We start from the raw sequence: 25,282 nt of genomic DNA, 5'->3' as shown, positions 1-25,282 counted from the left end.
CATTTTGTTAGGGTATAATGCCCTTTATGTTTGCTTACTTTTTACTAAGTTTTGCTTGTGCCTTGGGCGTGATCCTTTACGCCAAAAACACAGAAATTTTCACCGACAACGCCAACAAGCCACAAGGCTTTCACACCAAAAAAACCCCTAGAGCGGGGGGGCTTGGGATCTTTGCGGTGTTTGTTTTTTGTGGGGGGGGTTTGGGCGTATGGGGTTTTTTGGGGGGGGTGCTTATTTTTATCAGTGGCTTTTTAGAGGATTTAAACTTCTCTTTAAGCCCCAAGTTGCGTCTGATCTTACAGAGTCTAGGCGCGCTGCTTGTAGTGCTGCTTGCCCCCCTAGTGCTTAAAGACTTCTCCCCCCTCTTTAGCTTGCCTTGGATCATAGCCCTGCCCCTTAGCGTGTTCATGCTCGTGGGTGTGGTAAATGCCATGAACATCATTGATGGCTTTCACGGGCTAGCGGGGGGCTTTAGTTGCTTGGCACTGGGTTTTATTTATTTGGCTACCCCAAACCCCTTCATTTTGGCGTTGTTTTGGGCGGTGCTGGGTTTCTTGGTGCTCAATTTCCCTAAAGGGCGTATTTTCTTAGGCGATGGGGGGGCTTACCTTTTGGGCTTTATTTTAGGGGCAAGTCTCATGGACTTGTCGCTTAAAGGGGTGGTGAGCGCGTGGTTTGGGCTGGCTTTAATGGTTTATCCTGTAACCGAAGTGCTGTTTTCTATCACACGCCGCAAGTTGCAAAAACAAAAGGCGACCTTGCCCGATGCTTTGCACCTACACACCTTGCTGTTTAAGACCCTGCAAAAGAAGCCCCGCTTTTTAAACCCCAATGCCCTAACGGGTCTTACCATCGTTTTAGCCAACACCCCTTTTATGTGGATAAGCTACATTGCCCGCCACCACCCCTACGCCCTGCTGCTCCTCATCGCCCTATTTGTACTAGGGTATCTCAAGCTTTACTTTAAACTGAAAGAAGGACAAACATGCGTCTAGGTTTAAACATCGATCACATCGCCACGCTTAGAGAGGCTCGAAAAATCCACGAACCCGACCCCCTAGAGGCGATCTTCATCGCCAAAAATGCGGGCGTGGATTTGATCACCTTGCATTTACGAGAAGACCGCCGCCACATCCACGAGGATGATGTCATAAGCATCCTCAAGCACGCTCCGCTGCCCATCAACGCCGAGTGTGCCATCGACCCTGAAATCACCAAAATCCTATGCGCCCTAAAGCCCTTTAAAGTTACCCTAGTGCCTGAGAGGCGCGCAGAGATCACCACAGAGGGGGGACTAAACCTAAAACACCCCAAATTGCAAGACACAATTAAGGCGTATGCCGATTGCGGGATTGAAGTTGCCCTTTTTATTGATCCGAGCCTTGAAAATTTGCAAAGGGCTTTGGAATTAGGTGTGGGGGTTGTGGAGCTGCACACGGGCAAATTCAGCAACCTTTTCAACACCCTTTACACAAGCTTTAAACGCCATAAAAACCGCCTAGATTTGCCAGAGGACAACATTGCCTTAAAAAATATGCTTGAACTAAGCTTACAAGAGCTCGCCCAAAGTGCCCTAAAAGGGCAAGGAATGGGGCTAGAGGTGTGCGCCGGGCATGGCTTGAATTATGCGAGCGTGGGGCTCGTGGCAAAGTTAGAGGGTATTAGCGAACTTAACATCGGACATGCCATCATCGCGCGGGCAGTGATTATGGGGTTAGAAAAAGCCATTCAATCCATGCAAGAGGCGATTTGTGCGCCTTAAAATCGCCATCTCTATCGGGGACATCCAAGGCGTGGGGCTAGAGATCGCCCTAAAGGCACACGCACAAATTAGTCAAATTTGCCAGCCCCTTTATTGCGTCCATTTAGAACTTTTAACACAAGCCAACACCCTTTTAAACCACGCTTACACCAAAGCCCTAGAGAGCATGCAGTGTGCCGCCCCCAACGCTCTAACGCCTGCCATCAAGCCCGCCCAAATAGACAAGATAAGCGGATTTTACAGCCATGCGAGTTTTTTAAAGGCTTTGGACTTGGCAGACAATGGAGAGGTTAGCGGGGTTTGCACCTTGCCGATTCACAAGCACGCTTGGCAACTGGCCGGCATTAACACCCCCGGGCACACTGCTTTACTAAGAGAAAGATACCAACAAGAGGCGATCATGGTGCTTGGTTGCCCTAGTCTGTGGGTTGCGCTCTTTAGCGAACACATCCCTTTAAGTGTGGTGAGTGCTAGGGTGCGCCTAGAGCCTTTAAAAGAGTTTTTACACAGCTTAGCGTGGGTTTTAAATACGGATGAACAGATTGTGGTTTTGGGGATCGATCCGCATTGTGGGGACAATGGGGCGATCGGCATGCAGGATAGAGAGGTTAAAGAGGCGATTGAGCAAGTCAACACGCTTTTAAGAATGTCTAAATTCTTAGGACCTGTGCCGGCAGACAGCGCCTTTACGCCTCACTTTAGAGCCAAGCACCGCTATTTTGTGGCCCTCTACCACGATGTCGGCCTGGCCCCCCTAAAAGCCCTTTATTTTGAAGAAAGCATCAATGTATCTTTAAATTTACCCATCAAACGGGCATCGGTTGATCACGGCGTGGCGTTTGACATCGCTTACCAAAACAAAGCCAGCACCAAGAGCTATGAAAACGCCCTTAGATGGCTCTCACAGCCCTAAAATCAATACCCCTCTTTTAAATACAAGCTGTGCAGGATTTTCACCTCTTCAAGCTCCTTATCGCCATCGATCATGGACTGCAAAGAGCCTTTAATGGCAAACAAAGACATGTACAAATGCACGATGAAAAAGCCCACTAGCATGAGCCCAAAGAAGTTATGCACCAAGGCGCTTAAACGCAAGAGCGAGATTTGATAGAGTCCCAAAAAGTCGGCAATTTGGCTTAAATCATTGGTGTTGAAATAAAGAACTGCGCCACTGGCGATCATCACAAACCCGCCCAAAGTCGCCACCCAAAACCAAGTCTTTTGCCCCGCATTGAACTTATGCGCCGGCACGGGTTTATGTTCTTTGCTAAGATATCCGCCCATGATAAAGAGCCATTTAAAATCTGCGAGGCTCAAAATCATGGGTTTAAACCACATGAGTAGCATAGGGATCACGGCGATGATGAAGATCACACAGCCTATGCTGTGCGTGATCCGACAAAGGCGCACAAACGCGCCTCCCCCAAAGAACGCACCAAAGACCATGACAAGTCCCGTAGGCACAAGCAGAATAAAAGACACCCCCGCAATCCAATGGACGATCCGATTAAACAAGCTAAAAAAGGGGACTTTTTGACCGCTGTGCGCAAACTGCTTAGGTCCGATGACAAGGTAGTGTAAGAGAAAGGCTGAGGCGACCCCCACTACCATGGCTAAAAAGAGCCATAAAAAATAATGCCCTTGCCACAAGGTCCAAATCGCCCCTAACTTGCCCGTGTGGGTTTGTCCATAGGGCAAAATGCCTAAAATGCGCTCTTGATCTAGGGGTGTGGTTTGGGCGTTTAAACCCATCGCAAGCCCCACAAAAGCCACAAGTTTTTTCATAAGCCCCCCTTAAGGCGTGGCACCCTCTAGTTGGTGCGCTGCTTTGGTTTTGAAGTCTTGGGCGTTGGCGTATTTTGCCATGACCCTTTTTCTATAAATGTCAGCGATACTCAAGGCATCGCCCACCAAAAGGGCGTTAGTCGAGCAGGTCGCCGCACACATAGGCACTTGCCCGCTGGCAATACGGTTAACCCCATAAAGCTCCATTTCTTTTTTAGAGTGGGTGGGGGCGGGTCCGCCGGCACACATGGTGCACTTATCCATCACCCCACGCACGCCAAATGCCCCATCTCTGGGAAACTGGGGCGCACCAAAGGGGCAAGCGTAAAGGCAATACCCACACCCAATGCAAGTTTCTTTGTTGTGTAAAACAATGCCATCTTCTCTAATGTAGAAACAATCCACGGGGCACACCTGCGCGCAGGGTGCGTCTGTGCAGTGCTGGCAAGCAATGGAGATAGATTTTTCTTTGCCCTCCACGCCCTCATATAGCGTGATGACTTTACGCCGGTTCAAGCCCACTTCTAGCTCGTTAGAGTGCGAGCACGCCACAGAGCAAGCAAAACAGCTGATACAGCGGTTATCATCGCAATAAAATTTCATGCGATTGGCATTGGGGATTTGTTTGCTAGCTTCTAAGTTTTTTGCCATGTTAAGCCTTTTCAATGCGGCACAAGCCGGCATTAAATTCAGGGATTTGGGTTACCGGGTCAAAGCCGTAGTTGGTGATTGTGTTTGAGCTCTCGCCGATAGTGTAGGGCTTGGTGCCCTCGGGGTAGCGATGGCTTAAATCCACGCCTTGCAAAATCCCCGCAAAACTATAAGGCATACAAATGCGATCGGGGGTGACAGCGTGGCTAAAGATCGCTTTGACTTTAATTTTAGTCCCCTCGGGTGAATGCACCCACATCATTTCGCCATCTTTAATCCCGTGGTTTAAAGCCAAATCGGGGTGTATGTGGCAAAACATCTCCGGCGTGATGTGGGAGAGATATTTACTCGTGCGCTCAAGCATGCCCGCTCCGCTCAAATTCACCAAGCGCATGGAGGCGATCACAATGGGGAATTCTTTCGCCCACACTTCTTTATTTTGCTCGCTGATGTAGCGCACATCGACTCTAAAATTATTCACTTGGTCTTTAATGGCGGGGTATTTTTTCACCAAATCGGGGCGTGGGGAGTGCAAAGGCTCTCTGTGTTTGGGGATTTGATCGATGAAGTTCCACACAATGGCGCGCGCGCGGGCATTGCCATAGACACACACGCCCTTTTCATCGCATTTTTTTTGGATGAGCCCGCTAGTATCGACTTTCCAATTATCCCCCATAATAGCCTTTTCATGCTCGGTGAGCTTGATTCCTAACACCTTTTCAATGTTGGCTTTAGTGATTTCAGGATAACCGCCCTTAATGGCTGAGCCTTTAATGGTAACGCTCTTATCGGCCAACAAGCTTTGCCCATCGCGCTCTTCGCCAAAGCGCGCCCTAAAGCCCATGCCGCCCTCTTTGGTGGGTACACTTGTGTCGTATAAAATGGGCGTGCCGGGGTGCTCTGGAGTCCAGGCCGGCCAGGGCAAGCCGTAATACTGCCCTTTCATCGGTCCATAGCCCTCTTGGCTGATGTAATCAAACATGTGCCAATTTTCTTGTTGGGCTTTGAGTCGCTCGGGAGTCCAACCTCCAAGCCCGATCACTTTCACCGTGCGCGCAATCTCACGGGTGGCATCTTCGGGCCAGCTAAAGCTCTTTCTCACCTGCACCAAATCCCCGTTTTTATCAAAGTCACAGAGCAGGGCTTTGGTGTATTCCTCATAAAAGCCAAACTTCTTAGCCATTTCAAACATCAATTCGTGGTCTTGCTTGGCTTCATACAAAGGTTTAACCACCTGGGATCGCCACTGGGCAGCCCGATTCGTGGCGACCACAGTCCCCTCGCATTCAAATTGCGTGGCGATGGGTAGGACATACACGCCGTCTGGTTTGTCGGTCAAAATCGCCGCCTCGTTCAAGAAAGGTTCGGCGATCACCATTAAATCCAATTTCTCAATAGCTTGTGCCATTTTGATGTTGTGCGCCAAAGAGCTCACCCCATTGCCCTGCACCCACAAGCCTTTAATGGGTGCGCTGGAGTGGGTCTTGCTCTCTTGCAACACGCCCTCATACCAAAGCGACACGCTAAAGCCCTTTTTAAACATCCACTCAGGGCTAAAGAAGCGTTTTTGTAAATAGGCATAATCCACGCCCCAGCATTTGGCGTAATACTTCCAGCTAGCCTCACCTAAGCCATAATAACCGGGCAAATTATCCGCGACACAGCACATATCCGTGGCCCCCTGTACATTGTCATGCCCACGCACAATATTACAGCCCCCACCCTTTTTACCCATATTGCCTAAAACTAACTGCAAGATAGACAAAATGCGCGTGTTGCTACTACCCACTGTGTGCTGCGTGATTCCAAGAGACCACGCCAAAGTGGCGGGTTTAGCGTGCGCAAACACCCTTGTGGTTTGGATGAGCAGTTCTTTAGGCACGCCCGTGATGTCCTCGACCACTTCGGGTGTGTAGTGCAACGCCTCTTTTTTGATCGCATCGATCCCATAGGCTTGGTTTTTAATGACCTCTTTATCCTCCCAGCCATGCTTAAAGATCAAATGCAACATGCCATACACAAAGGCAATATCCGTGCCTGAGCGAATCCGCACATAAATGTCTGCCTTGGCCGCACTTTTTGTAAAGACCGGATCGACCACAATTAATTTGGCGTTGTTGCGATCTTTTGCTTGCAAAAAGTGCTTAAAGCCGATCGGGTTGCTCACGGCGGTGTTTAGCCCGATCATCAAAATCGCTTTAGAATGCCCGACAATGTCCCCGAAGTGGTTTGTCATCGCACCATACCCCCATGTATTCGCCACACCGGCGACTGTGGTGCTGTGTCAAATGCGGGCTATATGGTCTATATTGTTTGTCCCATAAAAGGCGGCAAACTTACGCCAGTAGTAGGCTTGTTGCGAGTTCATTTTCGCACTGCCTAGAAACATCATGCTATCGGGGCCATACTTTTCGCGCATGGCGATCATCTTCTTGCTGATCTCATCAATGGCCTGCTCGTAGCTGATGCGCTTCCATTGCCCGCCCTCTCTTTTTAAGGGGTATTTTAGGCGCATTTTGGATTTGACCAAGTCGATTTGATCCACGCCCTTACAGCAATGGCTGCCCGCACTGATGGGGTGATCTTGCGCCACATCTTGGCGGATCCACACCCCGTCTTTGACCTCAGCGATGATCCCACACCCTGCCGAGCAAATGCTGCAAATTGTTTTCACCCGTTTGACCCCCTCGTTGGGGTCAATGGTGGCTTCTTTCTTAGTGGCTTTTGTGTTGGCAAAGGCAAGACTTGCGCCTGCCCCCGCCCCGATTGCGCCCATTTTTAAGAACGAGCGCCGACTTAAATTACCCATGTTGTCTCCTTAAAACTACCATGCACTTTTATAAAAAATCTCCCAAGCGGGGGTTTTGTGGTAAAGAATTTCTTTTTTATTGCTCTTGCCCACCACCACGCCATTGCTATTAGCATCCGTGTCCGGAAAACGCCTTTCAGGCATGGTCGCTAGCAGGCTTTGGCTAGAGAGGGCCCCCACACCCAAGATCCCTAATTTCTTTAAAGCCCCACGTCTTGTTGGAGTTCCGTTTTCTGCCCGCGTCCCACTTTCGTTCATTAAACCTCCTAGACCAGATTAAAAAATAATCTTTCGTGTTGGATAAATGCGCTGAGGATTATAGCACAATTTTTGTAACACACGCTTCTTTGGTGTGTAGAAATGGCGTTGATGAAGGCATCGCCGCATAAATGGAAGAAGTCTTTAAAGAGCGTGGCGTGCAGCGCAAAGAAGTGTGGGTTAGCCAACATCTCCTTTAAAAAAGCGTTCATCATCAAGGTCAAAAATGCCAAATCGTCCTCAGCTATGGGGGCGCTCAGCGTGTGGCTTTCGATCTGCAGCTCCGATTTTTTTAAAAGCGCAATCGCCTCTAGGCGTTTCTTGCCATTGTCCTGCCCCTCTAAATAATAAGATGCACTCAAGGGCACAAACTGCTCACCGGGGGCAAACAACACGGAGTTTTGCTCGGCTTTAAACGATTCTAAACCCTGCCCCAAAAAGCTCTCAATTTCCTGCCACGCCTGCGCAGTTTGGGTGTTGAAAGGATAGTCTTTTAAATGCGCTACTAAATTCTGCAACTCTTTAAACAGCTCTTCATTGTGCACGAACACCACAAGATAGTGCCACAGGCGGTAGTAAAGTGCCCGAGCGTGGATTAAGTCAACTTCCATGTGGACTCTCTAAGTGGTCGTAAATGGGGTTAATTTGCCGGCGCACCCGAATAAAAATCGCTCTCTTGGGTAGTTCCTCTAAGTTGGTTGCCCCCACATAGGCGCAAGTGGAGCGCAGTCCGCCTAAAATCTCTTGTAAACGCGCCGCCACAGCCCCCCGAAAGGGCAAATAGACTTCTTTGCCCTCGCTGGCCCGATAAGAGCGCACCCCCCCGTGGTGTTCTTGGGCGGTGTATGAACTCATGCCATAAAATAAAGCATAGGGCTTGCCCTCTTTGTCTACAATCTTGGCCTCGGATTCGGCATGGCCGGCAAACATCCCCCCTAGCATCACAAAATCCGCCCCCCCGGCTAGGGCTTTAGCGATGTCGCCCACACAAACACAGCCCCCATCCCCACACACCAGCGCGCCTAAGGCGTGCGCCGCCTGCGCGCACTCCACAATCGCCGAAAATTGCGGCACGCCCACACCTGTCATTTTGCGGGTGGTGCACACACTGCCCGGGCCAATGCCCACCTTGACAATGTCTGCCCCCGCTTGCACGAGTGCCTCGCTCATCTCTGCCCCCACCACATTGCCCGCCATCAGTACTTTATTAGGAAACTTCTCGCGCACCTTAGCCACATGGGGCAAGAAGTGCGCGCTATAGCCATTGGCGACATCCACACAAATGTTGGTCAAAATGGGGATCGCCTCTAAAATGCGCCCAAGATTTTCTAACTCTGCCTCACTTGTGCCTATGGTGATGAACACATAGGGCAAGATGGCGGCGTTGTCCTTGGCAAACTCCACCCACTGCTCTAGGGTGTAGAATTTATGCAAGGCGGTAAACATCTTTTCCTGGGCTAGGGCTTTAGCCATGCTAAAAGTCCCCACGCCGTCCATGTTTGCCGCCACCACTCCGACCCCATTTAACACAAACCCGCTCCTGGTCTTAAAGTTGCGGGTTAAATCCACTTCTTGGCGGGAGTTGATGGGGCTGCGCCTAGGCTTGATCAACACATCCTCAAAATCCAAATATTCATGTGCATCCATGTGCATGGCAAATCCTTAATACTCCAAAAAATACCGCTGGAGGGTTTTTAAGTCATGGGTCTTTGTGAGCCCCACCATTAAAAGGATGCGGGCTTTGGCAGGGTTTAAATTGTCGCTGGTCAAAAATTTATACTTGGCATCGTTGATTTCGCCCGGCTGGGTGATCTCCCCACTGCCCACCCGACTAGAGCGCACCACCACCACGCCATTTTCTGTAGCAGTGGCCAAGGCATTTAACACAGAGGGAAAGAGATTGCCATTGCCCATGCCAGCACTGATAAGCCCCTCAGCTCCCTTAGCCAACGCCGCTTGCACAAATTCGGGGCTGTCGTTTTCATGCGCATAGAGGATGTCCACTCTAGGTAGGCTTTTGATGTTGGCGATGTTAAATGCGCTGTTAAAAGTGTGCTTTCTTAAGGGCTGCATGTAAAAGTGCACTTGCCCGTAAATCACAGAGCCGATAGGACCCGTGTTTAAAGATTTAAAGGTATCCGTGTGCGTGGTGTTGGTTTTGCTAACCTCCCTAGCAGCGTGGATCGCATCGTCCATCACCACTAAAACCCCCTTATCCTGCGCCTCTTTGTTCACCGCCACCGCCACGGCATTGTAAAGATTGAGCGGTCCGTCCGCACTAAGAGAACTGGCATTACGCATTGCCCCCACAAACACAATGGGCTTTTTGCTGTGCACCACAAGGTCTAAGAAATACGCGCTCTCTTCCATTGTGTCGGTGCCGTGTGTGATCACCACGCCCTGCACTTCGGGCTTGTCTAGCAGGGCTTGGGTGCGTCTGGCCAGTTTCAACAAAGTGACGTTGTCCATCTCTTGCGAGCCGATGTTGCTGATTTGTTCGCCCTTCAAAGTGGCGAGCTCTTGCAACTGGGGCACCGCCTTTAAAAGCACATCCACGCCCACCACCCCCGCTTTGTAAGCACTGCTTAAATGGCTGTTAGAGTTGCCCGCAATCGTCCCGCCTGTGGCAAGCACATAGATCAAAGGTTTTGCCCAACACACCCCCACAAACAACAAAGACCAAAGCAAACGCATAAAAATCCTTCAAAAACACTAAATGGCCCGACTCTAGCGTGGTTTTCTACACACTGGGTAAATGTGCCTAGATTAAGCTAAAAACACGGCTTATTTTGCTAGAATGGGCGGTTTAGACTTCAAGTAAGGACGCGCATGCAAACCCTATCTATCATCAAGCCCGATGGCGTGAAAAAACGCATCATCGGCAAAATCATCACCCGCTTTGAAGAGGCGGGGCTAGAGGTGGTGAAAATCAAACGCCTGCACCTAAGCCAAGCGCAGGCTGAAGAGTTTTACGCCATCCACCAAGATCGCCCCTTTTTCAACGATCTCATCGCTTTTATGACCAGCGGTGAGGTGGTGGTGATGGTGCTAGAAGGGCCTAACGCTGTAGAGAAAAACCGCGAGTTGATGGGCGCAACTGATCCCAAAGCCGCTAAAACGGGCACCATTCGGGCGGATTTTGCCGAAAACATTGATGCCAATGTTGTGCATGGCAGCGACAGCGAAGAAAACGCCCACAGAGAAATTGCCTTTTTCTTCAGCAAATAGTGCGCCTAGAAATGCAAAAAATCGGGCATTCTGCGAAATCCGTGGCGTGCGCCTTTGAGGGTGTGCGCTTAGACGGGCAGGTGCGCCGAGTCGCCCCGAAACTCTTTGTGCTCGAGGGGCGTTTGCACGGAGAGGTGGAAGTTGTGTGCGCTAGAAGCGCCGAAGTCTTTAACAAAACCTTGTCTCAAGATTTAAAACTCCTGCTGTGCGACGGGGTGTTTGACCCTAAACAGAGTTTGGAGGGCTGGGGCGTGGATGCCCTAGATGCCGTTGAGTGTTTCGGCGGTGTCATTGATTTAGAGGATATTTTGCGCTCGGAGGTGCAGAGTATCCAAGCCGATTATCACTATTTAGACCAAGCATAAAGGATGAAAAATGGCAGTACCTGATAGACGCGTGAGTAAAACAAGGGCGCGAAAACGCCGCACCCATTACACAGCTAAATTAGCCATGCCCGTGAAAGGCAAGGACGGTAGCTGGAAATTGCCCCATTTTGTCAATCGATTCACAGGCAATTATAAATAGGTAGCGATGAAAATCGTTGTTGATATGATGGGGGCAGACCTTGGGGTCTTACCCATTATTGAGGGCGTTTCTAAGGCGTTAGCGAGCAGGGCGTTTGAGCCCATTTTAGTGGGCGATGCCAAGAAGGCAAAGGCGTTCATTTCTAAGGATTTGGCTTCTAAAGTGGAGGTTATTGACTGCCCCGACTTTATCCGCATGGAGGAGCAGGCCACCGAGGCGCTCAAGCGCAAAGAGGCTTCGATCTTCGTGGGGATGGATATTTTAAAAAACGGGGCAGATGCCTTAGTCTCGGCCGGGCATAGCGGGGCGACAATGGGGCTTGCCACGCTCAAGCTCGGGCGCATTAAGGGCGTGAGCCGCCCCGCTTTATGCACGCTCATGCCCTCTGTGGGCAAGAGGGCGAGCTTGTGCCTAGACGTGGGTGCGAACACCGATTGCAAGGCGGAGTATCTGCTGGACTTTGCCATTTTGGGCTATGAGTACGCTAAAAGCGTGTTGGGCTACGACAACCCCACGGTGGGGATTTTAGCCAATGGTGAGGAGGACAGCAAGGGCGATAGCCTCACCAAAGAGGCGTTTAAGCTCATCCACGACTACCCCCTATTTGCCGAAAATACATCCATTTTCAAGGGCAATGTGGAGGGCAACGACATTTTCGTTAATAGCGTGGATGTCGTGGTGTGCGATGGCTTTGTGGGCAACATTGTGCTCAAAACCACCGAGGGGGTCGCCAGCGCGATCGGCAGCATTTTTAAAACCGTGATCAAAGAGCATTTCAGTGCCAAAATCGGGGCGTTTCTCTTAAAAGAAGCCTTTGGCACACTCAAGCAAAAGACCGACTACGCCGAGTATGGCGGCGCACCGCTACTGGGGGTGAATAAAGCCGTGATCATCAGCCACGGTAAGAGCAATGCGCGGGCGATTGAATGCGCCATTTATCAGGCGATTCGGGCGAAGGAAAGCGGCGTGGCACAGAAAATGGCGCAAGCCTTCAGCCATAAAAATGTGGGCACGCAAAGCCCCCCTGTCTCTTAAAGGAAATTTATGCCCTATGCGATGTTGCGCTCTGTAGCGGCTTATGTCCCCCAAAATTGTGTCCCCAACAGCGCCTTTGAGGGGCTTTTAGACACCACGGACGAGTGGATACAAAAGCGCACGGGGATCAAGACCCGCTATTTTGCGTCCCCAGAGGAAAAGAGCAGCGATTTAGGCGTGCAGGCGGCCAAGCTTGCCATTGAGCGGGCAGGCTTAAAAAAAGAGGACATTGATTTGGTTTTGGTGGGCACCTTGAGCCCGGATTATGTCGCCATGCCCTCTACCGCCTGCGGTCTTAGCGCGAAATTAGGCCTAGAGAACACGCCCAGCATGGACCTCATTGCCGCTTGTAGTGGGTTTATTTACTTGCTCGCCACCGCTAAGGCGTTTGTGGAGAGTGGGATGTATCAAAATGTGCTGATTGTGGGGGCGGAGAAGTGCAGCAGCATTTTAGACTTTAGCGACCGCTCCACTTGTGTGCTCTTTGGGGATGGGGCAGGTGCATGCGTGATCTCACCCACAAAGGACTTGAAAAAGAGCATTTTAGATGTCAAAATCGCAGCCAATGGCAACTTTGGCGACTACCTTTACACCCCAAGAAACATTAAAGCCAGTGCCTTTTGCCCCGGGTATGAGGACAGCCAAGCGTTGCACATGAAGGGCAATGAAATTTTTAAGCTTGCGATTAAAACCTTGCTTAAAGATGTGGAGGAAATCCTTCAGGCCAACACCATCACCCCCGAGCAGGTCGCTTACTTTATCCCCCACCAAGCGAATTTGCGCATCATCCAAGCGGTGCAAAACCAGCTCGCCTTCAAAGAGGAACAAGTGGTCTTGACCGTGCAAAAATACGGCAACACTTCAGCCGCGAGCATCCCTATGGCGATGAACGAAATTTACGAGCAGGGCAAGCTCAAAACGGGCGATTTAATGCTCTTGGATGCCTTTGGTGGCGGCCTCACTTGGGGCTCTGCGCTAGTGTATTTTGGAGAAAAGGCGTAGCCTTTCTCTAGCCAGCCTAGCTAGCCCTTGAAAGTGCAGACTCTTCTTGAGAGACTGCCTTTTTCTTAAGAGGTGTATTCTGCCCCATTGCGTGGTGAGCTCTAATTTCTCCATGTCTTATGGCTTTTTGTAGATACCCAAGACCTCTTGCAATGTTTTGCTTCACTCCCCTGCCACGCACATACAAGGCTGCCAGTTGATAGTATCCCCTAGCATCCCCAGCCTTTAAGGTTTAAGCATTGTGGCGGTTTCTATATAAATTTATTACTCTTACAAAAAATTAAGATTCTTATGCGCTTTTTGTGTTTTGTGTGTATAAAAAATACCCCGCTTAACCTAGCTTCATACTAATCACTTCCTCCGTTGTTTTAGGTTTTTATCTTAGGTTTTTTAGCTTTTTCTTGATGTAGCTACTCCATAACCCATATTCTAAAAACTAATAACATAATCGATAAAAGCAGCTATATCACGCCTGAAAGTCAGGGAATCATTAAGCTCGACTTTAACAATGTTGTGTTCCAAAAAGGCACCTTTACTGACATAACCAGGAGTGTTGATGGTAGGGATACGCACCCCCACTTCAAGACCTTGGTGTTTAGTAAAATTAAACCTAAACCCAAGATTCACGACAGCTTGCACAAAAGCAAATGACGAAGAGGTTTTAAATTCAGGGTAGTATTCGCTATCGGTGTGCAACAGCTGTTGGAAAAATTTATTGGTCGACACGCAACCCCCATCAAATCCACCAGGGCTATAGATAGCAGTCCCCGCACATTGCTTGCTCTCACCCATGGACCAAGAGCTCCACCCAACCATCAAACCTGCAAAGACTCCAAAAGAGCGATTATTCTTATCATAAAAGTTATAAAGTGCATCTACACCCCCAGCGTAGAAAAAATTAGAAGTGGGTTGGTCTTTTATGACAAAGTTAGAATCTGGATCTTTGCTGTGGATAGAATTAGCATTGCCTGCTTGCCCACTAAAGAACCCATAGAAACGCAATCCAAAGCGTCTTGTTTGGCCAAAGAATAGCTTAAAACCTGCTTGGATATTCCCTCCAAAAAGATTGCCCTTATAGAAGTTTGTGGATTGAACTACTAGACTAGGCACCCCTGGTATTGTGAATTGATCTGCTGCATATTGTTAAAAACCCCCGAACCATGCGAATACTCAAATCCACCCTCTATAAACACTCCACTCTTTTCTGCCTTCAAAGGGAGTAAAGAGAAAAACTCTAGGGTGCCAAATAAAAGCGCACTAGCTAGTTTTCGCTTAACAGCCATATCCACCTCCTTGCGAAGATTCGGTATGTGTCTGCCTAGTTTTACGACTCTCTAAACCTCTTTATGAACAACAGAGGAATCTAAGTCCCTCATGTTGCCGTTGCTATTTCTCAGCTAACAGATTGCCTAGGAATTATACACAAAATAATCCACATACAGCGCTATATTGCTTTTGTAAGTGGTCTCTAGGCTAGGACCACCTAATCCCCTTTGGAATAGCAATTCATGGCTAGAGGAATATGCAAGCCCACTTCAAATCCATTGTGTTTACTCACATTGGTTCTAAACTCAATCCCAATTTGAGAGGGATTGAGAGAAAAGTAGAGTGTATTTACTTTTTATAAGATTATCAAATTGATTCATTTGTGTCTTTGCCTACGATGTAGTTGTTCTTAGTTGCTCTTGCGATCCCCTACAACCGCTTTTAACTCTCAAACCACAGCTCAAACCTTTGATACTCCTAACCCCTAAACTTTCGCTCTATGACCACTCAAAAGCTCTTTAAACGCTATCTTTGTTTTATGGCTTCTCTCTATTTTGTTATCCAAAGATATAATTGTCCTAATTGACCAGTTTTTCACCCTCTCCCCAAGAGACATGGTTATACATTCATAGATACTTCAAGACCAAAAATCTAATCCTCACTTCAAAACCCTCTCTTGGGGGTTTGGTGGGCTTAAGCCGTGTTATGCTTTTGCATCTCATCCAAAGACTGCAACCCAAAACCCAATTTCTTTAAGACTCTTGCAAACTTAGGGGCATCCCCCTCAAAAGGGGGCAAGTTGATGTTTTTAGACTCAACAATGACTGCTAAAGTATCTTTAAGTTCTGCCATGTCGCCATCCTCTAAAACGGCACTAAGATGACTTAAACGCACTTGATCGGAGTCTAAGAGCTCGGCTGCATTAAAGGGTTTAAAGGTTACGGACATGGATAATCTTTTAAGATTTTTGTGCCTTGATTATATCTTTTTGCTGTGTGCTTTTGTCGCCTTAAGCGCGCCACTGTACGGTGCGCCACAGCAAGATCACCAACACATCGCCCCATTTATCCATATACAAGCGGTAACTTGCACCCGTGTGGATACGCATTTCAAAGATTTAACCCGTAATGTATTTATGATCACCAAAGTGTCCGCTCTTTTTTAAGCTCTGTATGCGGCGTGTAAGTACACCTTTTCCGTTTAAATCTTTGAGGTTTTTAGCCACTTTTTAAATTCGCTCGATGTTTGTATTTTCATACCCTATTTTAACGCAAAAACACCTACTACGGGGTGCTAAGGGGGTATAAAAGTAAATTCAAATATTTAAGCGACTGAATGGATAAACTAAAAGAGTTTAATGCACCTGAACTTGCAACAAATACTCTAAGTTTCCAGTCTGTCATCTCTTGCGCAAAGGAGGTTATCAAATTGTGGATTTACAAGCACAACAGACACAACAAACCAACCAAGCACCACAACCCACAGAAGTCAAGGTAGAGATGTAAAAAGGCAAGAATGGTTTCAAAACTTTTCTAGGCAGAGACATCTATATGGGCAATAATGGTGCGCCTGCTGTTCCCAAGATTCAAGACATCTATTTTACTGAGGATGGAAAGATTAGGGTAGATATTCAAGACATAGATAAGATCTACAAGATTCTAACTCTTTCATCTTGGATAATGCCAAGCACTTTAAAAGTTGGTTTAAGAAGCATATGGAGCGAGCCAAGGGTGTAGAAACACCTCGCAACACGCTAACCAAAGCACCACTAGCGATAAAAAGACGCTACATAGACTGCACAAAACAATGCAAGAGTGAATAAATTTTCACCACCCAAATAACCAAATATACCTAAACCTTCCTTTACAGAAAACCCTACAATCGCTTTGTGATCTAAAACATATACATTTATGTACACTGTCTCAAAAATCTTAGAATATTTTAAATTTAAATAATACATTTAGCCCCCGTGGCGTTTGAGTGGCAAATTCTCCAAGTGAATTATCCAAGTGAACTTGTGAGCGTCCTATCATAGACAGGTGGCTAAATTTCTTACCACCTACCACTACTATATGGTAGGACACAGCGCAAGTTTATTGAGCATGTTTGTGTCATTAATTTTACATTTAAAAATTGAGAAAACATGTCCTCAATGATACACTTTAGAGTTTTTATGATGAAGAGGTGATGATGTATTGATAGGTTGTTCATATGGAGAGTAAAATGGTTGCAGGATAGTATAGTGATTTAATGCAGAATAAAAGCATTGGTTAGTTTGTTTTACAAGGAACAAATACACAAAAAAGCCCATTCTATGTATGAGTCTTTTGTATATATTTATTTTTTATGCTACTCGCACTCCCTTATAATCCATACACAACTCCATGTCGCTGTTGATTTTGGTAATTGTCTGTGCACACAACTAAAGCAACACTCGTAGCTGTTACGAACTGGTTTGACACAGAAGCTTAAATTTTCTGCTATAATCGCACTTTATCTTTGACCTGTTTTTGCCTAGGGCTATGTTATGCAAGATGTTTCTTATTTTTTACGCCATAAAAAACGCCTCAAAAGAGAGTTATTAACTGGGGGGGGGGGGGGGGGAACTCCTAAGAAAATAGCCCTCCTGGGGGGCTCAAGCACCGCTGAACTTAAAGACCTTTTAGAGGTCTGCCTTTTAAAGGCGGGGATTGTGCCTAGCTTTTATGAGAGCGATTACAACCGCTACTACGAGGAAAGTGCGTTTGAAAACCCCGCTTTAAGGGACTTTGCTCCCGATCTCATCTACCTACACACTTCCAGCCTCAACATTGAGCGTTTTCCTGAGCTCAACGCCTCAGCAGAAGAGATCGCCAAACTTGTCCAACAAGAAATGGGCAAATTAGAGATCATGCTCATCTCTTTAAAAACCCGCTATTCTTGCGCGGTCATTGTCAATAATTTTGACTTGCCCCAGCACCGTTCATTGGGTAATTTAGATGCCTTGAGTGGTAAAACCCACTTCATCAACACCTTAAATACTGCCCTTGTAGCTCTTGTCAAAGAACACCCCTCTGTGTATATACAAGATTTGCTGTATCTGTCCGCTCAAGCGGGGCTGTCTAAGTGGTTTGATTCTAACTTATACTACCGCGCCAAATACGCCATGAGTTATGAAGGCCTGGCTTGTGTGGCTTTTAATCTCTCTAAAATTCTTTGCGCCCTCTTTGGGCTTTCTAAAAAAGTTTTGATCCTAGACATGGACAACACCTTATACGGCGGGGTGATCGCCGATGATGGCTTGGCCGGCTTGGTGATTGGGAGTGAGAGCGCTCTAGCAGAGAGTTACACCACTTTTCAGCGCTACATTTTAGAACTCAAAGAGCGGGGGGTGTTGCTCGCCATTTGTTCTAAGAACACGCATGAAAACGCGCTTTTAGCTTTATCCCATGAAAACATGCTTTTAAAGCCTGCGGATTTTGCGTGCATTAAGGCCAATTTTGAGCCCAAAGATCGCAACATTGTAGAGATCGCTAAAGAATTGAATTTGGGCTTGGATAGTTTCGTCTTTGTGGATGACAACCCGGCAGAGCGGGCTTTAGTTTCTGCACAATTACCTAGCGTGGCTGTGCCAGATATAGGGCAACCCGAGGAATACATTACGAGGCTAGATAAAGCGGGGTATTTTGAGCCCATTTCTTTAAGCCAAGAGGATTTAGCCCGCGCTGCCCAATACCAAGCTAATGCCCAGCGCCAAAGTGCACAGCAACAATTTGGATCTTATGCCGAGTTTTTACAAAGCTTAGAAATGCGCGCCCTGATCGCCCCCTTCCACCCCAATGCCTTTGAACGCTTAACCCAACTCATCAACAAGACCAACCAATTTAACTGCACCACAAAGAGATGTACCCTAGCGCAAGTGCAAGAGTGGGCGCAAAGTCCGGCTTATATCACGCTTTATGGACAGCTTGTGGATAAATTCGGGGACAATGGCATCGTGGCGATCAGCGTGGGGCGCATTGAGGGGGAGATTTGCCATTTAGAAATTTGGCTGATGAGTTGTCGGGTTCTTAAGCGCGATCTAGAATTTGCCATGCTCAATGCCTTAGTCAAAAAGGCTGGAAAGCTAGGCGTGCAAACCCTCAAGGGTTACTACCACCCCACGCCTAAAAATGCGATGGTCGCCCAGCTTTATGCCAGCTTTGGTTTCGCTTTAGAGAGCCAAAGCGAGGGCGGGAGCGTTTTTAGTTTGGATTTAGAGAAACACACAGACAAACCCCACTATATAAAGGTAAATGATGGAAACAACACAGATTTTTAGCCAATTACAAGAGGTTTTTAGAGATATTTTTGACGATTCGAGTTTAGTCATCAATGAGAGCACCAACGCTAACGACATTGAGGATTGGGATAGCCTAAATCATATTAGTTTGATCAGTGCCATTGAGAAACATTTTAAAATCAAGTTCCACTTAAGCGAATTGCAAGGGCTTAAAAATGTGGGCGAAATGGTTGCCTTGATTGAACGCAAACTTGAGCATGCTTAAAACCTACTGCTTTGCCGACCTCTTTGAGGGCTTGGAAGAAAGTTTTAACCTCACCTTAAACCCACAAAACCTGCAAGAGTTTAGCGCACTGAGTGGCGATCACAATCCCCTACACACAGACCCTACTTATGCCAAAGAAAAAGGCTTTAAAGATTGCGTGGTGCATGGGATGTTACACAGCGCATATTACTCGGCTTTGGTGGGGATGCATTTGCCCGGTAAATACGCCCTCTTTCAGGGGATCAAAGTGGCGTTTAAAAACCCTCTTTACGCCCCTGCAGATTTGCGCGTTTGGGGCAAGATCACCCATTGCAATGCAAGCTTTAAAACGATCGAGATCAGCGCAGGCATTGATGCCCTCATCGGGGGGGGGGGGGGGAGCTATGTGTGAGCCGCGCCAAATTACAGGTGGGGCTGTTGGTCTAAAGCATGCGTATAAGTTTCAAGAATTGCGTGTGGGCATGTGTGGCGGGTTTAGCGTTGTGGTGACTGCAGAAATGTTGGAAAAATTCAGGGTCCTAAGCGGCGATGATAGCCATTTGCACGCCAACACGGATTACATGCTTTCAAAGGGTTTTAAGGGGGTGCTCTTGCACGGGGCGGCACTGGGCATGTTTTATTCTAGGCTAGTGGGTAAGCACTTGCCCGGGGAATATGCCATGTCTTTAAGTTATGACCTACGCTTTAAAAACCCGTGTATGTGGGGGATTGCTTGCAGGTGAGCGGGCGCATTGTGCATTTGAATGAGGCTTTCCAAGTGGCAAGTTTAAAAGCGCGCATTGAGAATATCAATGATGAACCCTTTTTAGTGAGCACTGCAGACATTTTAGCCAAGGTCTTAGAATGAAAGATACCTATTTAATCTTAGGGGCTTCCTCGGATTTGGGGCTAGCCCTTTTGGAGGCATTGCCAAGAGAAGCCATTATTTTAGCCCACAGCCACAAAAGCCCCCTGCCCAACAAGCCTAATTTACACCCCCTCAAGGCGGATTTAAGCTCTTTGCAAGAAGTGCAAGCCTTGATTGAAAACATTAAGGCTAACCACCCCACGCCTAATAAGATCGTGCATCTAGCCCACCCCAAGTATGCCTACACCCGTCTTAAAGACATCTCCCCCCAAGCCTTGCAACACGACTTTAGCGCCAGTGTGCAAAGCTTCTTTTTGATGTTGCAGGCCTTTTTACCCCCCCTTGCGCGCCAAAAACAGGGGGGTAAGGTGGTGGCAATGCTCTCAAGTTTTGTGTGCAACATCCCCCCCAAACACACCAGCGTTTATACCACGATGAAATATGCCTTGTTAGGGCTCATGCGTTCTATGGCAAGCGATTACAAGGAGCACAATATCCAAATCAACTGCCTTTCTCCCTCCATGATCGAAACCAAGTTTTTAGAAAGCATCGACCCTAAAATCGTGCAGGTGGCAGCTGAAAACCACCCTCTAAAGCGCAACGCCACTCCCAAGGACATTGTGCCCATGTTGCTCTTTTTGCTCTCTAGTGGGAGCGATTACATGACAGGGCTAAACATCCCCATCACGGGCGGGTTGGGATTTTAACAGAAAGGTTTTTATGCTTTTTAATTCTGTAGAGTTTATTTTTATGTTTTTGCCTTTGAGCTTTTTAGGCTATTTTGTTTTAAGCCGTTGGAGTGCTTTGGGGGCGAAGGCGTTTTTAGTGGGGGCGAGCTTGTTTTTTTACGCCTATTGGAATGTCAAATACCTCCCCCTCATTTTAATTTCCATTATTTTTAACTACGCCATTGTGCAAGCGATGTGGGTGCGCCCTAAGCAGGCTAAAGCGTGGCTTGTTTGTGGGATCATCGCCAATGTGGCTTTGCTGGGCTATTTCAAATACGCCGACTTCTTTCTTAGCAACTTCAACGCGCTCTTTAGCACCTCTGTAAATCTCTTGCATTTAGCGTTGCCTTTAGCCATTAGCTTTTTCACCTTGCAACAACTCACCTTTTTGCTCGACAGTTATGCCAAAATCGAAACAGAGAAAAAACCCCAAGCTGGCTTTTCTAATTTCTTAGACTATACCTTGTTCGTAACCTTCTTCCCTCAGCTCATCGCGGGTCCCATCGTCCACCACCAAGAGATGATGCCCCAATTTGCTAAAGATGGCAATAAGCGCATCTCTTTAGACAACATTGCTAGCGGGATTTTTATCTTTGCCATCGGGCTTTTTAAAAAGGTGGTGATCGCTGACAGCTTGGCGAAAATCGCCACAATGGGTTTTGACACCTCTAAGGTGCTCTCTGCTTTAGAGGGGTGGATGACTTCTTTAGCCTACACTTTCCAACTCTACTTTGACTTTAGCGGGTATACAGACATGGCAATCGGGGCAGCTTTACTCTTTAATATCCGCCTGCCTCAAAACTTCAATAGCCCTTATAAAGCCACGAGCATGGTAGAATATTGGCAACGCTGGCACATGACCTTAAGCCGTTTCATTTTTGATTATTTATATGTGTCTGTGGCGCGCATGTTTTCTCAAATCACTTTCCACACCTCAATGCTAGCTATTTTCATCGCTTTTTTGATCGCCGGGCTTTGGCATGGGGCGAGCTGGATGTTTGTTTTCTTTGGATTTTTGCATGGGCTAGGCGTGGTGGTCAATCACTACTGGTCTAAGAAAGTGCGCAAAAAATACAAGCTTAAACCCCTCCCCGTGTGGTTAGGGTGGTTTATCACTTTTAACTATGTGAACATTACAGAAGTGTTTTTTAGAGCAAAAGACTGGGGGGACGCGCTTAAAGTGCTTAAGGCGATGTTTTGCATGAGTGGATTTAAAAATTATTTCTTTAGCGGAGAGCTAGATCACACTAGCAAGCTTTTTATTGGAACTGCAGCTGTTTTAGCTCTTGTGATCACCTTTTGTTTTAAAAATAGTTGCCAAGTTTTAGAAAGTTTTAAGCCCTCTTTATGGCGTTTAGGCTGGACCTATGCCACAATTTCTTTTATTGGGTATTATGTGCTGGTTTATGTCAACCGCGTGTCTGAATTCATTTACTTTAACTTTTAGGATAAATCGTGTCGGCTAAAACATATCTTTGGGCAGTGTTTGGGTTTATGTTGCTTGGTTTTGGGTCTGTTATGCTCTTTAACTATATTATGGATCCTTTTCAGCAATTTAGGAAAGCGACCATGTATGGAGTGGATTTCACAGGAGGCGATGAGCGCATGCTCATTGCAGGTATGGCTAGGACTTATGATTATGACAGCATCTTAACTGGATCGAGCACAGAAGAGAAGTTTAGTATAGATTTGCTTTCTTCAATTTTGCATCTAAAGAAACCACTTAAATTTGTCATGGCAGGAGAGACAAGTTATGATCTTTACCGCGCTTTGCGCCTGGCCTTTGCCGTACACAAGAACATTAAAACGGTTGTCTATGCGATTAATCCTCTAGCTTTAATGCCTAATTACAACCAAGCTGATCTTGAGATGGTAGGTAACATTTCCTTTTCTTTCCCTGATTATCTCTACAGAACCGACAATCGATCTACCCAACTCCTTACTTATCTTTTTAGTTCCAGAGTCTCAGAAAAATCCCTTTTTTATTGGCATTCCATAAGGGATCACAAGGATCGTCGTGGTCCTTGTAGCCACTACAATACGATGTTTGCTCCTTATTGCAAACCTGGAAAAGCTGATCTGAAGAATGTGATCTCTGATTACCTTAACTTTTCTAAACCTTCTTCATGGACACAACAAATTCTATTCTCCAGGCAAGTTGTGCTTCAAGAAACCCAAAAACATCTAGAAAGCCTTATTAAAAGCCACCCTAAAACCCATTTTATTTTTTACTATGTGCCCCATAGTGTCTTGTATTACTATGTCTACAAGGCTAAGAATACACCCTTTAAAGATTCCTTAGAAGAGATGTTCTTACAAACCCCCCAAGCTGTTAGTTTGCGGCTTTTGAATTACCCTAATGTCGAACTCCATGATTTAAGGACAATGCCTATGGTAAGTAATCTCAATGCCTATAACGATCCTACACATTTTGATTTTGGTTATAGCGATGTTGTCCTAGAGGCCATAGCTAGTAAAAAATACCAACTCAACCCCTCTAATGTGTCAACTTATACGGATGCTCTCAGAAAGCTTATTTTGGATTATCACATTCCTAAGGCACTTTCTAATCAGCTTTTAGAGAGAAAGAAATCGTTTTGAGTTTATTGTGTGGTGGAATTTATAAAAAATATACTTATTATGCTTGCTAGCTTCATTCACCTAATCTTTTTTCCACTCTTGGCTTCTTGGGTTTGGCTTATTGCACGGACAACGCTATCCATGTCGTATAAGATTGTGCTAGCTTGATTGGGATCTATCCTATTTATTTTAGTAATGAAGTCTAAAGTTTATTTCTCCAATTCTGGCTCTAACACTATTGGTGCCATAAATTGCTCTCATTTAATTTCAAGAGCTCTAGGGGTAAGTGTGTTATACAAGCAAAAAACAAACTCTGTGGATTTGAGTAAACTCGAACGGGGCAAACGAGCCATAGACTGCACGGAGCACCCAAAGTTATGCAACAAGCTATTAAAATTGTCATTTACTTTTTCTAAATTGTCAAAGGACTAATGGGTGTCTTTGCGTTAAAATACACGCATGGAAATACAGAATACAAACATTTTTGAAAAATGGCTAAAAACCTCGTGTTTGCCATAAAACCCAAAAAATCATATCGCCACAATCTTGTTTTTAGCCATTTCAACCTAAGATTTTTAAAAGCTGTTTTGGCATGTTCAAAAGTAATGGATGTAGTTAGCAAAGCATGAAGGATCTTTATAGCTGTTTGTGATCATCACATCATCTGTAAGGTGTAGGATGCGATCAAAGACAGGGACACGAACACCGATTTGAAATCCATCGCTATTAAAACGAAATTCTATCCCACCCACAGCATTGAGGTTAAAGTCGTGGGCAAAGAGTTGCCCTTGTATGTAATTATTCTCCATTCCAGCAGCTCCAGCAAATACCCCAAAACCAAAGAGATGACCGGGTGTGGTGTTGCTAATGAAATTGAGGGTAACATTTGCCCCTAAACCTACGGAAGCTCTAGAAAATAGTTCTTGCTGTGGCACGCTGTTTCTTACATTGTAAGCGTTGCTGACCATTCCATAAACACGAAAGCCTAGAATATTGTTTTGGGTGTGAACGGCATAGCCTACAACCAAATCAAAGCCTAAGTTTGTGGCGTGCCTTAATTCTCGCTCCTGAGAAGTTAGCATGGTGTGGATAGTTGTGTCTTTGGGCAGAGCAATGAGAGATTTTTCAAGAGCGGAGCGGTCTTTGTTATAGGCAGCTTGCAGCTGGGCTTGGGTTTGACTAGTGGCGTTTTTTATCTGTGCTTGGGCTTGCTGGGTGTCCCTGATGAGTTGATGGATACTAGAGGCATTGGGGAGGGTGGAGGGGTTAGGAGAAAATGTGGGGGGACTGATTTTGGGTGAAGGTATATTAGGCTGCGGGAAAGTGCCAGTCGTCACTACATTTGGCTCTAGCGTGCCATTGTAGCTTACCTTGATAGGAACAATAGTGCCATTGTTGCGAGAAACTTGCACCAATGCCGAGATTGTGCCATAGGGTGTTTTGGTTTGGAGGTGAAAATCAATAATCCCATTGCTAGAGACACTGTCTGTTTTATTTGTTTCAAAATCAGGCAACAAACACTTTATAAGAGTAGAAATTTCATTTTGTGGGAAGAAAAAGTGCAAAGCCATTTCTAGTTCCTGCTTTACCAAGGGTATAGGGTAACCACCAACAACCTTAGAGTAGTAGACATTGCCTAAAAAGGATCCTAAATCATCTAGTTCCTTTTGTCTATATTCCTTATCGTAGTTTTCCCATTGTGCCTTAGCATTGTTCCAATAACGCGTGATTTGGTCATTGTAGTTTTTTGCCACATCATTGTAGTTTTTGAGTTGTTGCTTGTAATTCTTAAGGATCTGTTGGGCTTTTTGGAGTTCTTGAGCTAGAGGGCTATCAGTATTGGCCCCGCTCTCTTTTTGTTGAGATAAGAGTTGGTTGATGGTGTTTTGGAAGTTTGATAATAGTTGTTGGTCGTTCTCTTGGTAGTTGGCAGGGATTGCAATTGCAGTGATGATGTTGGGGTTTATTTTACCTATAATTGGATTATCAGGTTTACTCTTACTATCAATTCTTAGTGGCTGACCAACGTTGGCTAAGTCCTGCAAGAGTTGTCTCTCTTGTGTGATTTGTTCTTTTAGCTGAGAGAGCATTTGCTGTTCTTGTGTAAGTGCATTGGCTCGAGCTTGTTGATAGTCGCCCTCGAGTTGCTGGATAATGGCTAGCTGTTGCTTATCATAGGCGGTAACCGCTTTAAGATTGGGACTAACGATAGTTTGGGCTGTGGGGGTTTGCTTTTGCGTGGTTACTGAACTAGATTGCGCACCTAAGACCAAGCCGCCT

Annotated in this window: 28 protein-coding genes; 16 read left to right on the top strand and 12 right to left on the bottom strand. The window is 46.5% G+C overall.

Annotated features, from left to right (window positions below; all coding sequences use genetic code 11):
* Positions 1 to 17: 17 nt before the first annotated feature.
* Genes QSJ47_RS06760 through pdxA form a run of 3 tightly spaced genes read left to right on the top strand, consistent with a single transcriptional unit; the run spans position 18 to position 2,675 of the window.
* Positions 18 to 995, top strand: coding sequence for a glycosyltransferase family 4 protein (locus QSJ47_RS06760; RefSeq protein WP_285602857.1), 978 nt, complete (start codon positions 18 to 20; stop codon positions 993 to 995).
* Positions 986 to 1,762 carry a pyridoxine 5'-phosphate synthase gene (locus tag QSJ47_RS06755; RefSeq protein ID WP_285602856.1) on the top strand — a complete coding sequence of 259 codons (777 nt, stop codon included), beginning with the start codon at positions 986 to 988 and terminating at the stop codon, positions 1,760 to 1,762. The genes QSJ47_RS06760 and QSJ47_RS06755 overlap by 10 nt, the downstream gene beginning before the upstream one ends.
* On the top strand, positions 1,752 to 2,675 hold the full coding sequence (pdxA, locus tag QSJ47_RS06750; RefSeq protein ID WP_221271361.1) for a 4-hydroxythreonine-4-phosphate dehydrogenase: 924 nt from the start codon (positions 1,752 to 1,754) through the stop codon (positions 2,673 to 2,675). The genes QSJ47_RS06755 and pdxA overlap by 11 nt, the downstream gene beginning before the upstream one ends.
* A gap of 2 nt (positions 2,676 to 2,677) precedes the next feature.
* On the opposite strand, the gene QSJ47_RS06745 is transcribed toward pdxA, so the two are convergent.
* From QSJ47_RS06745 to QSJ47_RS06715, 7 genes are read right to left on the bottom strand one after another with little or no spacing between them, the layout of a single operon-like run.
* On the bottom strand, positions 2,678 to 3,547 hold the full coding sequence (locus QSJ47_RS06745; RefSeq protein ID WP_053830779.1) for a formate dehydrogenase subunit gamma: 870 nt from the start codon (positions 3,545 to 3,547) through the stop codon (positions 2,678 to 2,680).
* Positions 3,548 to 3,556: 9 nt separating this feature from the next.
* A complete protein-coding gene (gene fdh3B / locus QSJ47_RS06740; RefSeq protein ID WP_053828273.1) occupies positions 3,557 to 4,198 on the bottom strand; it encodes a formate dehydrogenase FDH3 subunit beta in 642 nt (213 codons plus the stop codon).
* 1 nt (position 4,199) lies between these two features.
* Positions 4,200 to 7,007 (bottom strand): formate dehydrogenase subunit alpha, encoded by a 2,808-nt coding sequence (locus QSJ47_RS06735; protein WP_285602855.1) that lies wholly within the window; start codon positions 7,005 to 7,007, stop codon positions 4,200 to 4,202.
* A gap of 15 nt (positions 7,008 to 7,022) precedes the next feature.
* Positions 7,023 to 7,265, bottom strand: coding sequence for a hypothetical protein (locus tag QSJ47_RS06730; RefSeq protein ID WP_285602854.1), 243 nt, complete (start codon positions 7,263 to 7,265; stop codon positions 7,023 to 7,025).
* A gap of 8 nt (positions 7,266 to 7,273) precedes the next feature.
* Entirely contained in the window at positions 7,274 to 7,876 is a 603-nt protein-coding gene (locus tag QSJ47_RS06725) for a molecular chaperone TorD family protein (protein ID WP_285602853.1), read from the bottom strand.
* The gene (locus tag QSJ47_RS06720) at positions 7,866 to 8,918 is read right to left on the bottom strand and encodes a GMP reductase (protein ID WP_285602852.1); all 1,053 of its coding nucleotides are present in this window, start codon (positions 8,916 to 8,918) and stop codon (positions 7,866 to 7,868) included. Before QSJ47_RS06720 ends, QSJ47_RS06725 begins: the two co-directional genes overlap by 11 nt.
* 9 nt (positions 8,919 to 8,927) lie before the next feature.
* Complete coding sequence (locus QSJ47_RS06715) at positions 8,928 to 9,959, bottom strand: type II asparaginase (RefSeq protein ID WP_285602851.1); 1,032 nt, start codon at positions 9,957 to 9,959, stop codon at positions 8,928 to 8,930.
* 135 nt (positions 9,960 to 10,094) lie between these two features.
* On the opposite strand from QSJ47_RS06715, the gene ndk reads away from it, so the two are divergent.
* From ndk to QSJ47_RS06690, 5 genes are read left to right on the top strand one after another with little or no spacing between them, the layout of a single operon-like run.
* Positions 10,095 to 10,493 (top strand): nucleoside-diphosphate kinase, encoded by a 399-nt coding sequence (gene ndk, locus QSJ47_RS06710; RefSeq protein ID WP_285602850.1) that lies wholly within the window; start codon positions 10,095 to 10,097, stop codon positions 10,491 to 10,493.
* An 11-nt stretch (positions 10,494 to 10,504) separates the two neighbouring features.
* Positions 10,505 to 10,858, top strand: coding sequence for a DUF177 domain-containing protein (locus QSJ47_RS06705; RefSeq protein WP_502875128.1), 354 nt, complete (start codon positions 10,505 to 10,507; stop codon positions 10,856 to 10,858).
* Between the two features lie 10 nt (positions 10,859 to 10,868).
* A complete protein-coding gene (rpmF, locus tag QSJ47_RS06700; RefSeq protein ID WP_015106300.1) occupies positions 10,869 to 11,018 on the top strand; it encodes a 50S ribosomal protein L32 in 150 nt (49 codons plus the stop codon).
* Between the two features lie 6 nt (positions 11,019 to 11,024).
* A complete protein-coding gene (gene plsX, locus QSJ47_RS06695; protein WP_285602848.1) occupies positions 11,025 to 12,053 on the top strand; it encodes a phosphate acyltransferase PlsX in 1,029 nt (342 codons plus the stop codon).
* A gap of 9 nt (positions 12,054 to 12,062) precedes the next feature.
* Complete coding sequence (locus QSJ47_RS06690; protein ID WP_285602847.1) at positions 12,063 to 13,055, top strand: beta-ketoacyl-ACP synthase III; 993 nt, start codon at positions 12,063 to 12,065, stop codon at positions 13,053 to 13,055.
* Positions 13,056 to 13,484: 429 nt separating this feature from the next.
* Here QSJ47_RS06690 and QSJ47_RS06685 read toward each other — a convergent pair whose 3' ends face one another.
* From QSJ47_RS06685 to QSJ47_RS06670, 4 genes are all read right to left on the bottom strand, one after another.
* Positions 13,485 to 14,165, bottom strand: coding sequence for an outer membrane beta-barrel protein (locus QSJ47_RS06685; RefSeq protein WP_285602846.1), 681 nt, complete (start codon positions 14,163 to 14,165; stop codon positions 13,485 to 13,487).
* The gene (locus QSJ47_RS06680) at positions 14,153 to 14,338 is read right to left on the bottom strand and encodes a hypothetical protein (RefSeq protein ID WP_285602845.1); all 186 of its coding nucleotides are present in this window, start codon (positions 14,336 to 14,338) and stop codon (positions 14,153 to 14,155) included. The genes QSJ47_RS06685 and QSJ47_RS06680 overlap by 13 nt, the downstream gene beginning before the upstream one ends.
* Positions 14,339 to 15,014: 676 nt before the next feature.
* Positions 15,015 to 15,269, bottom strand: a complete 255-nt coding sequence (locus QSJ47_RS06675; protein WP_285602844.1) for a hypothetical protein — start codon at positions 15,267 to 15,269, stop codon at positions 15,015 to 15,017.
* Between the two features lie 820 nt (positions 15,270 to 16,089).
* The gene (locus QSJ47_RS06670; RefSeq protein WP_285602843.1) at positions 16,090 to 16,281 is read right to left on the bottom strand and encodes a hypothetical protein; all 192 of its coding nucleotides are present in this window, start codon (positions 16,279 to 16,281) and stop codon (positions 16,090 to 16,092) included.
* Positions 16,282 to 16,848: 567 nt separating this feature from the next.
* On the opposite strand from QSJ47_RS06670, the gene QSJ47_RS06665 reads away from it, so the two are divergent.
* Genes QSJ47_RS06665 through QSJ47_RS06630 form a run of 8 tightly spaced genes read left to right on the top strand, consistent with a single transcriptional unit; the run spans position 16,849 to position 23,023 of the window.
* Positions 16,849 to 18,621, top strand: coding sequence for an HAD-IIIC family phosphatase (locus QSJ47_RS06665; protein WP_285602842.1), 1,773 nt, complete (start codon positions 16,849 to 16,851; stop codon positions 18,619 to 18,621).
* Positions 18,599 to 18,847 carry an acyl carrier protein gene (locus QSJ47_RS06660; protein ID WP_285602841.1) on the top strand — a complete coding sequence of 83 codons (249 nt, stop codon included), beginning with the start codon at positions 18,599 to 18,601 and terminating at the stop codon, positions 18,845 to 18,847. Before QSJ47_RS06665 ends, QSJ47_RS06660 begins: the two co-directional genes overlap by 23 nt.
* The gene (locus tag QSJ47_RS06655) at positions 18,822 to 19,238 is read left to right on the top strand and encodes a MaoC/PaaZ C-terminal domain-containing protein (RefSeq protein ID WP_285602840.1); all 417 of its coding nucleotides are present in this window, start codon (positions 18,822 to 18,824) and stop codon (positions 19,236 to 19,238) included. Before QSJ47_RS06660 ends, QSJ47_RS06655 begins: the two co-directional genes overlap by 26 nt.
* Complete coding sequence (locus tag QSJ47_RS06650) at positions 19,231 to 19,569, top strand: hotdog family protein (RefSeq protein ID WP_285602838.1); 339 nt, start codon at positions 19,231 to 19,233, stop codon at positions 19,567 to 19,569. Before QSJ47_RS06655 ends, QSJ47_RS06650 begins: the two co-directional genes overlap by 8 nt.
* Positions 19,560 to 19,694: a hypothetical protein gene (locus QSJ47_RS06645; RefSeq protein ID WP_285602837.1), complete on the top strand. Its 135-nt coding sequence runs from the start codon at positions 19,560 to 19,562 to the stop codon at positions 19,692 to 19,694. Before QSJ47_RS06650 ends, QSJ47_RS06645 begins: the two co-directional genes overlap by 10 nt.
* Positions 19,691 to 20,401, top strand: a complete 711-nt coding sequence (locus QSJ47_RS06640) for an SDR family NAD(P)-dependent oxidoreductase (RefSeq protein WP_285602836.1) — start codon at positions 19,691 to 19,693, stop codon at positions 20,399 to 20,401. Before QSJ47_RS06645 ends, QSJ47_RS06640 begins: the two co-directional genes overlap by 4 nt.
* Positions 20,402 to 20,414: 13 nt before the next feature.
* Positions 20,415 to 21,869, top strand: coding sequence for an MBOAT family O-acyltransferase (locus QSJ47_RS06635; protein WP_285602835.1), 1,455 nt, complete (start codon positions 20,415 to 20,417; stop codon positions 21,867 to 21,869).
* Between the two features lie 8 nt (positions 21,870 to 21,877).
* Entirely contained in the window at positions 21,878 to 23,023 is a 1,146-nt protein-coding gene (locus tag QSJ47_RS06630) for a hypothetical protein (protein WP_285602833.1), read from the top strand.
* 575 nt (positions 23,024 to 23,598) lie between these two features.
* On the opposite strand, the gene QSJ47_RS06625 is transcribed toward QSJ47_RS06630, so the two are convergent.
* Positions 23,599 to 25,275, bottom strand: a complete 1,677-nt coding sequence (locus QSJ47_RS06625; protein WP_285602832.1) for an outer membrane beta-barrel protein — start codon at positions 25,273 to 25,275, stop codon at positions 23,599 to 23,601.
* Between the last annotated feature and the right edge of the window lie 7 nt (positions 25,276 to 25,282).

It is taken from the genome of Helicobacter sp. NHP22-001 (assembly GCF_030270165.1).
Classification (GTDB): domain Bacteria; phylum Campylobacterota; class Campylobacteria; order Campylobacterales; family Helicobacteraceae; genus Helicobacter; species Helicobacter gastrofelis.
The sequence above is the reverse complement of the archived record's forward strand: the minus strand, read 5'-3'. Positions and strand labels throughout refer to the sequence as shown.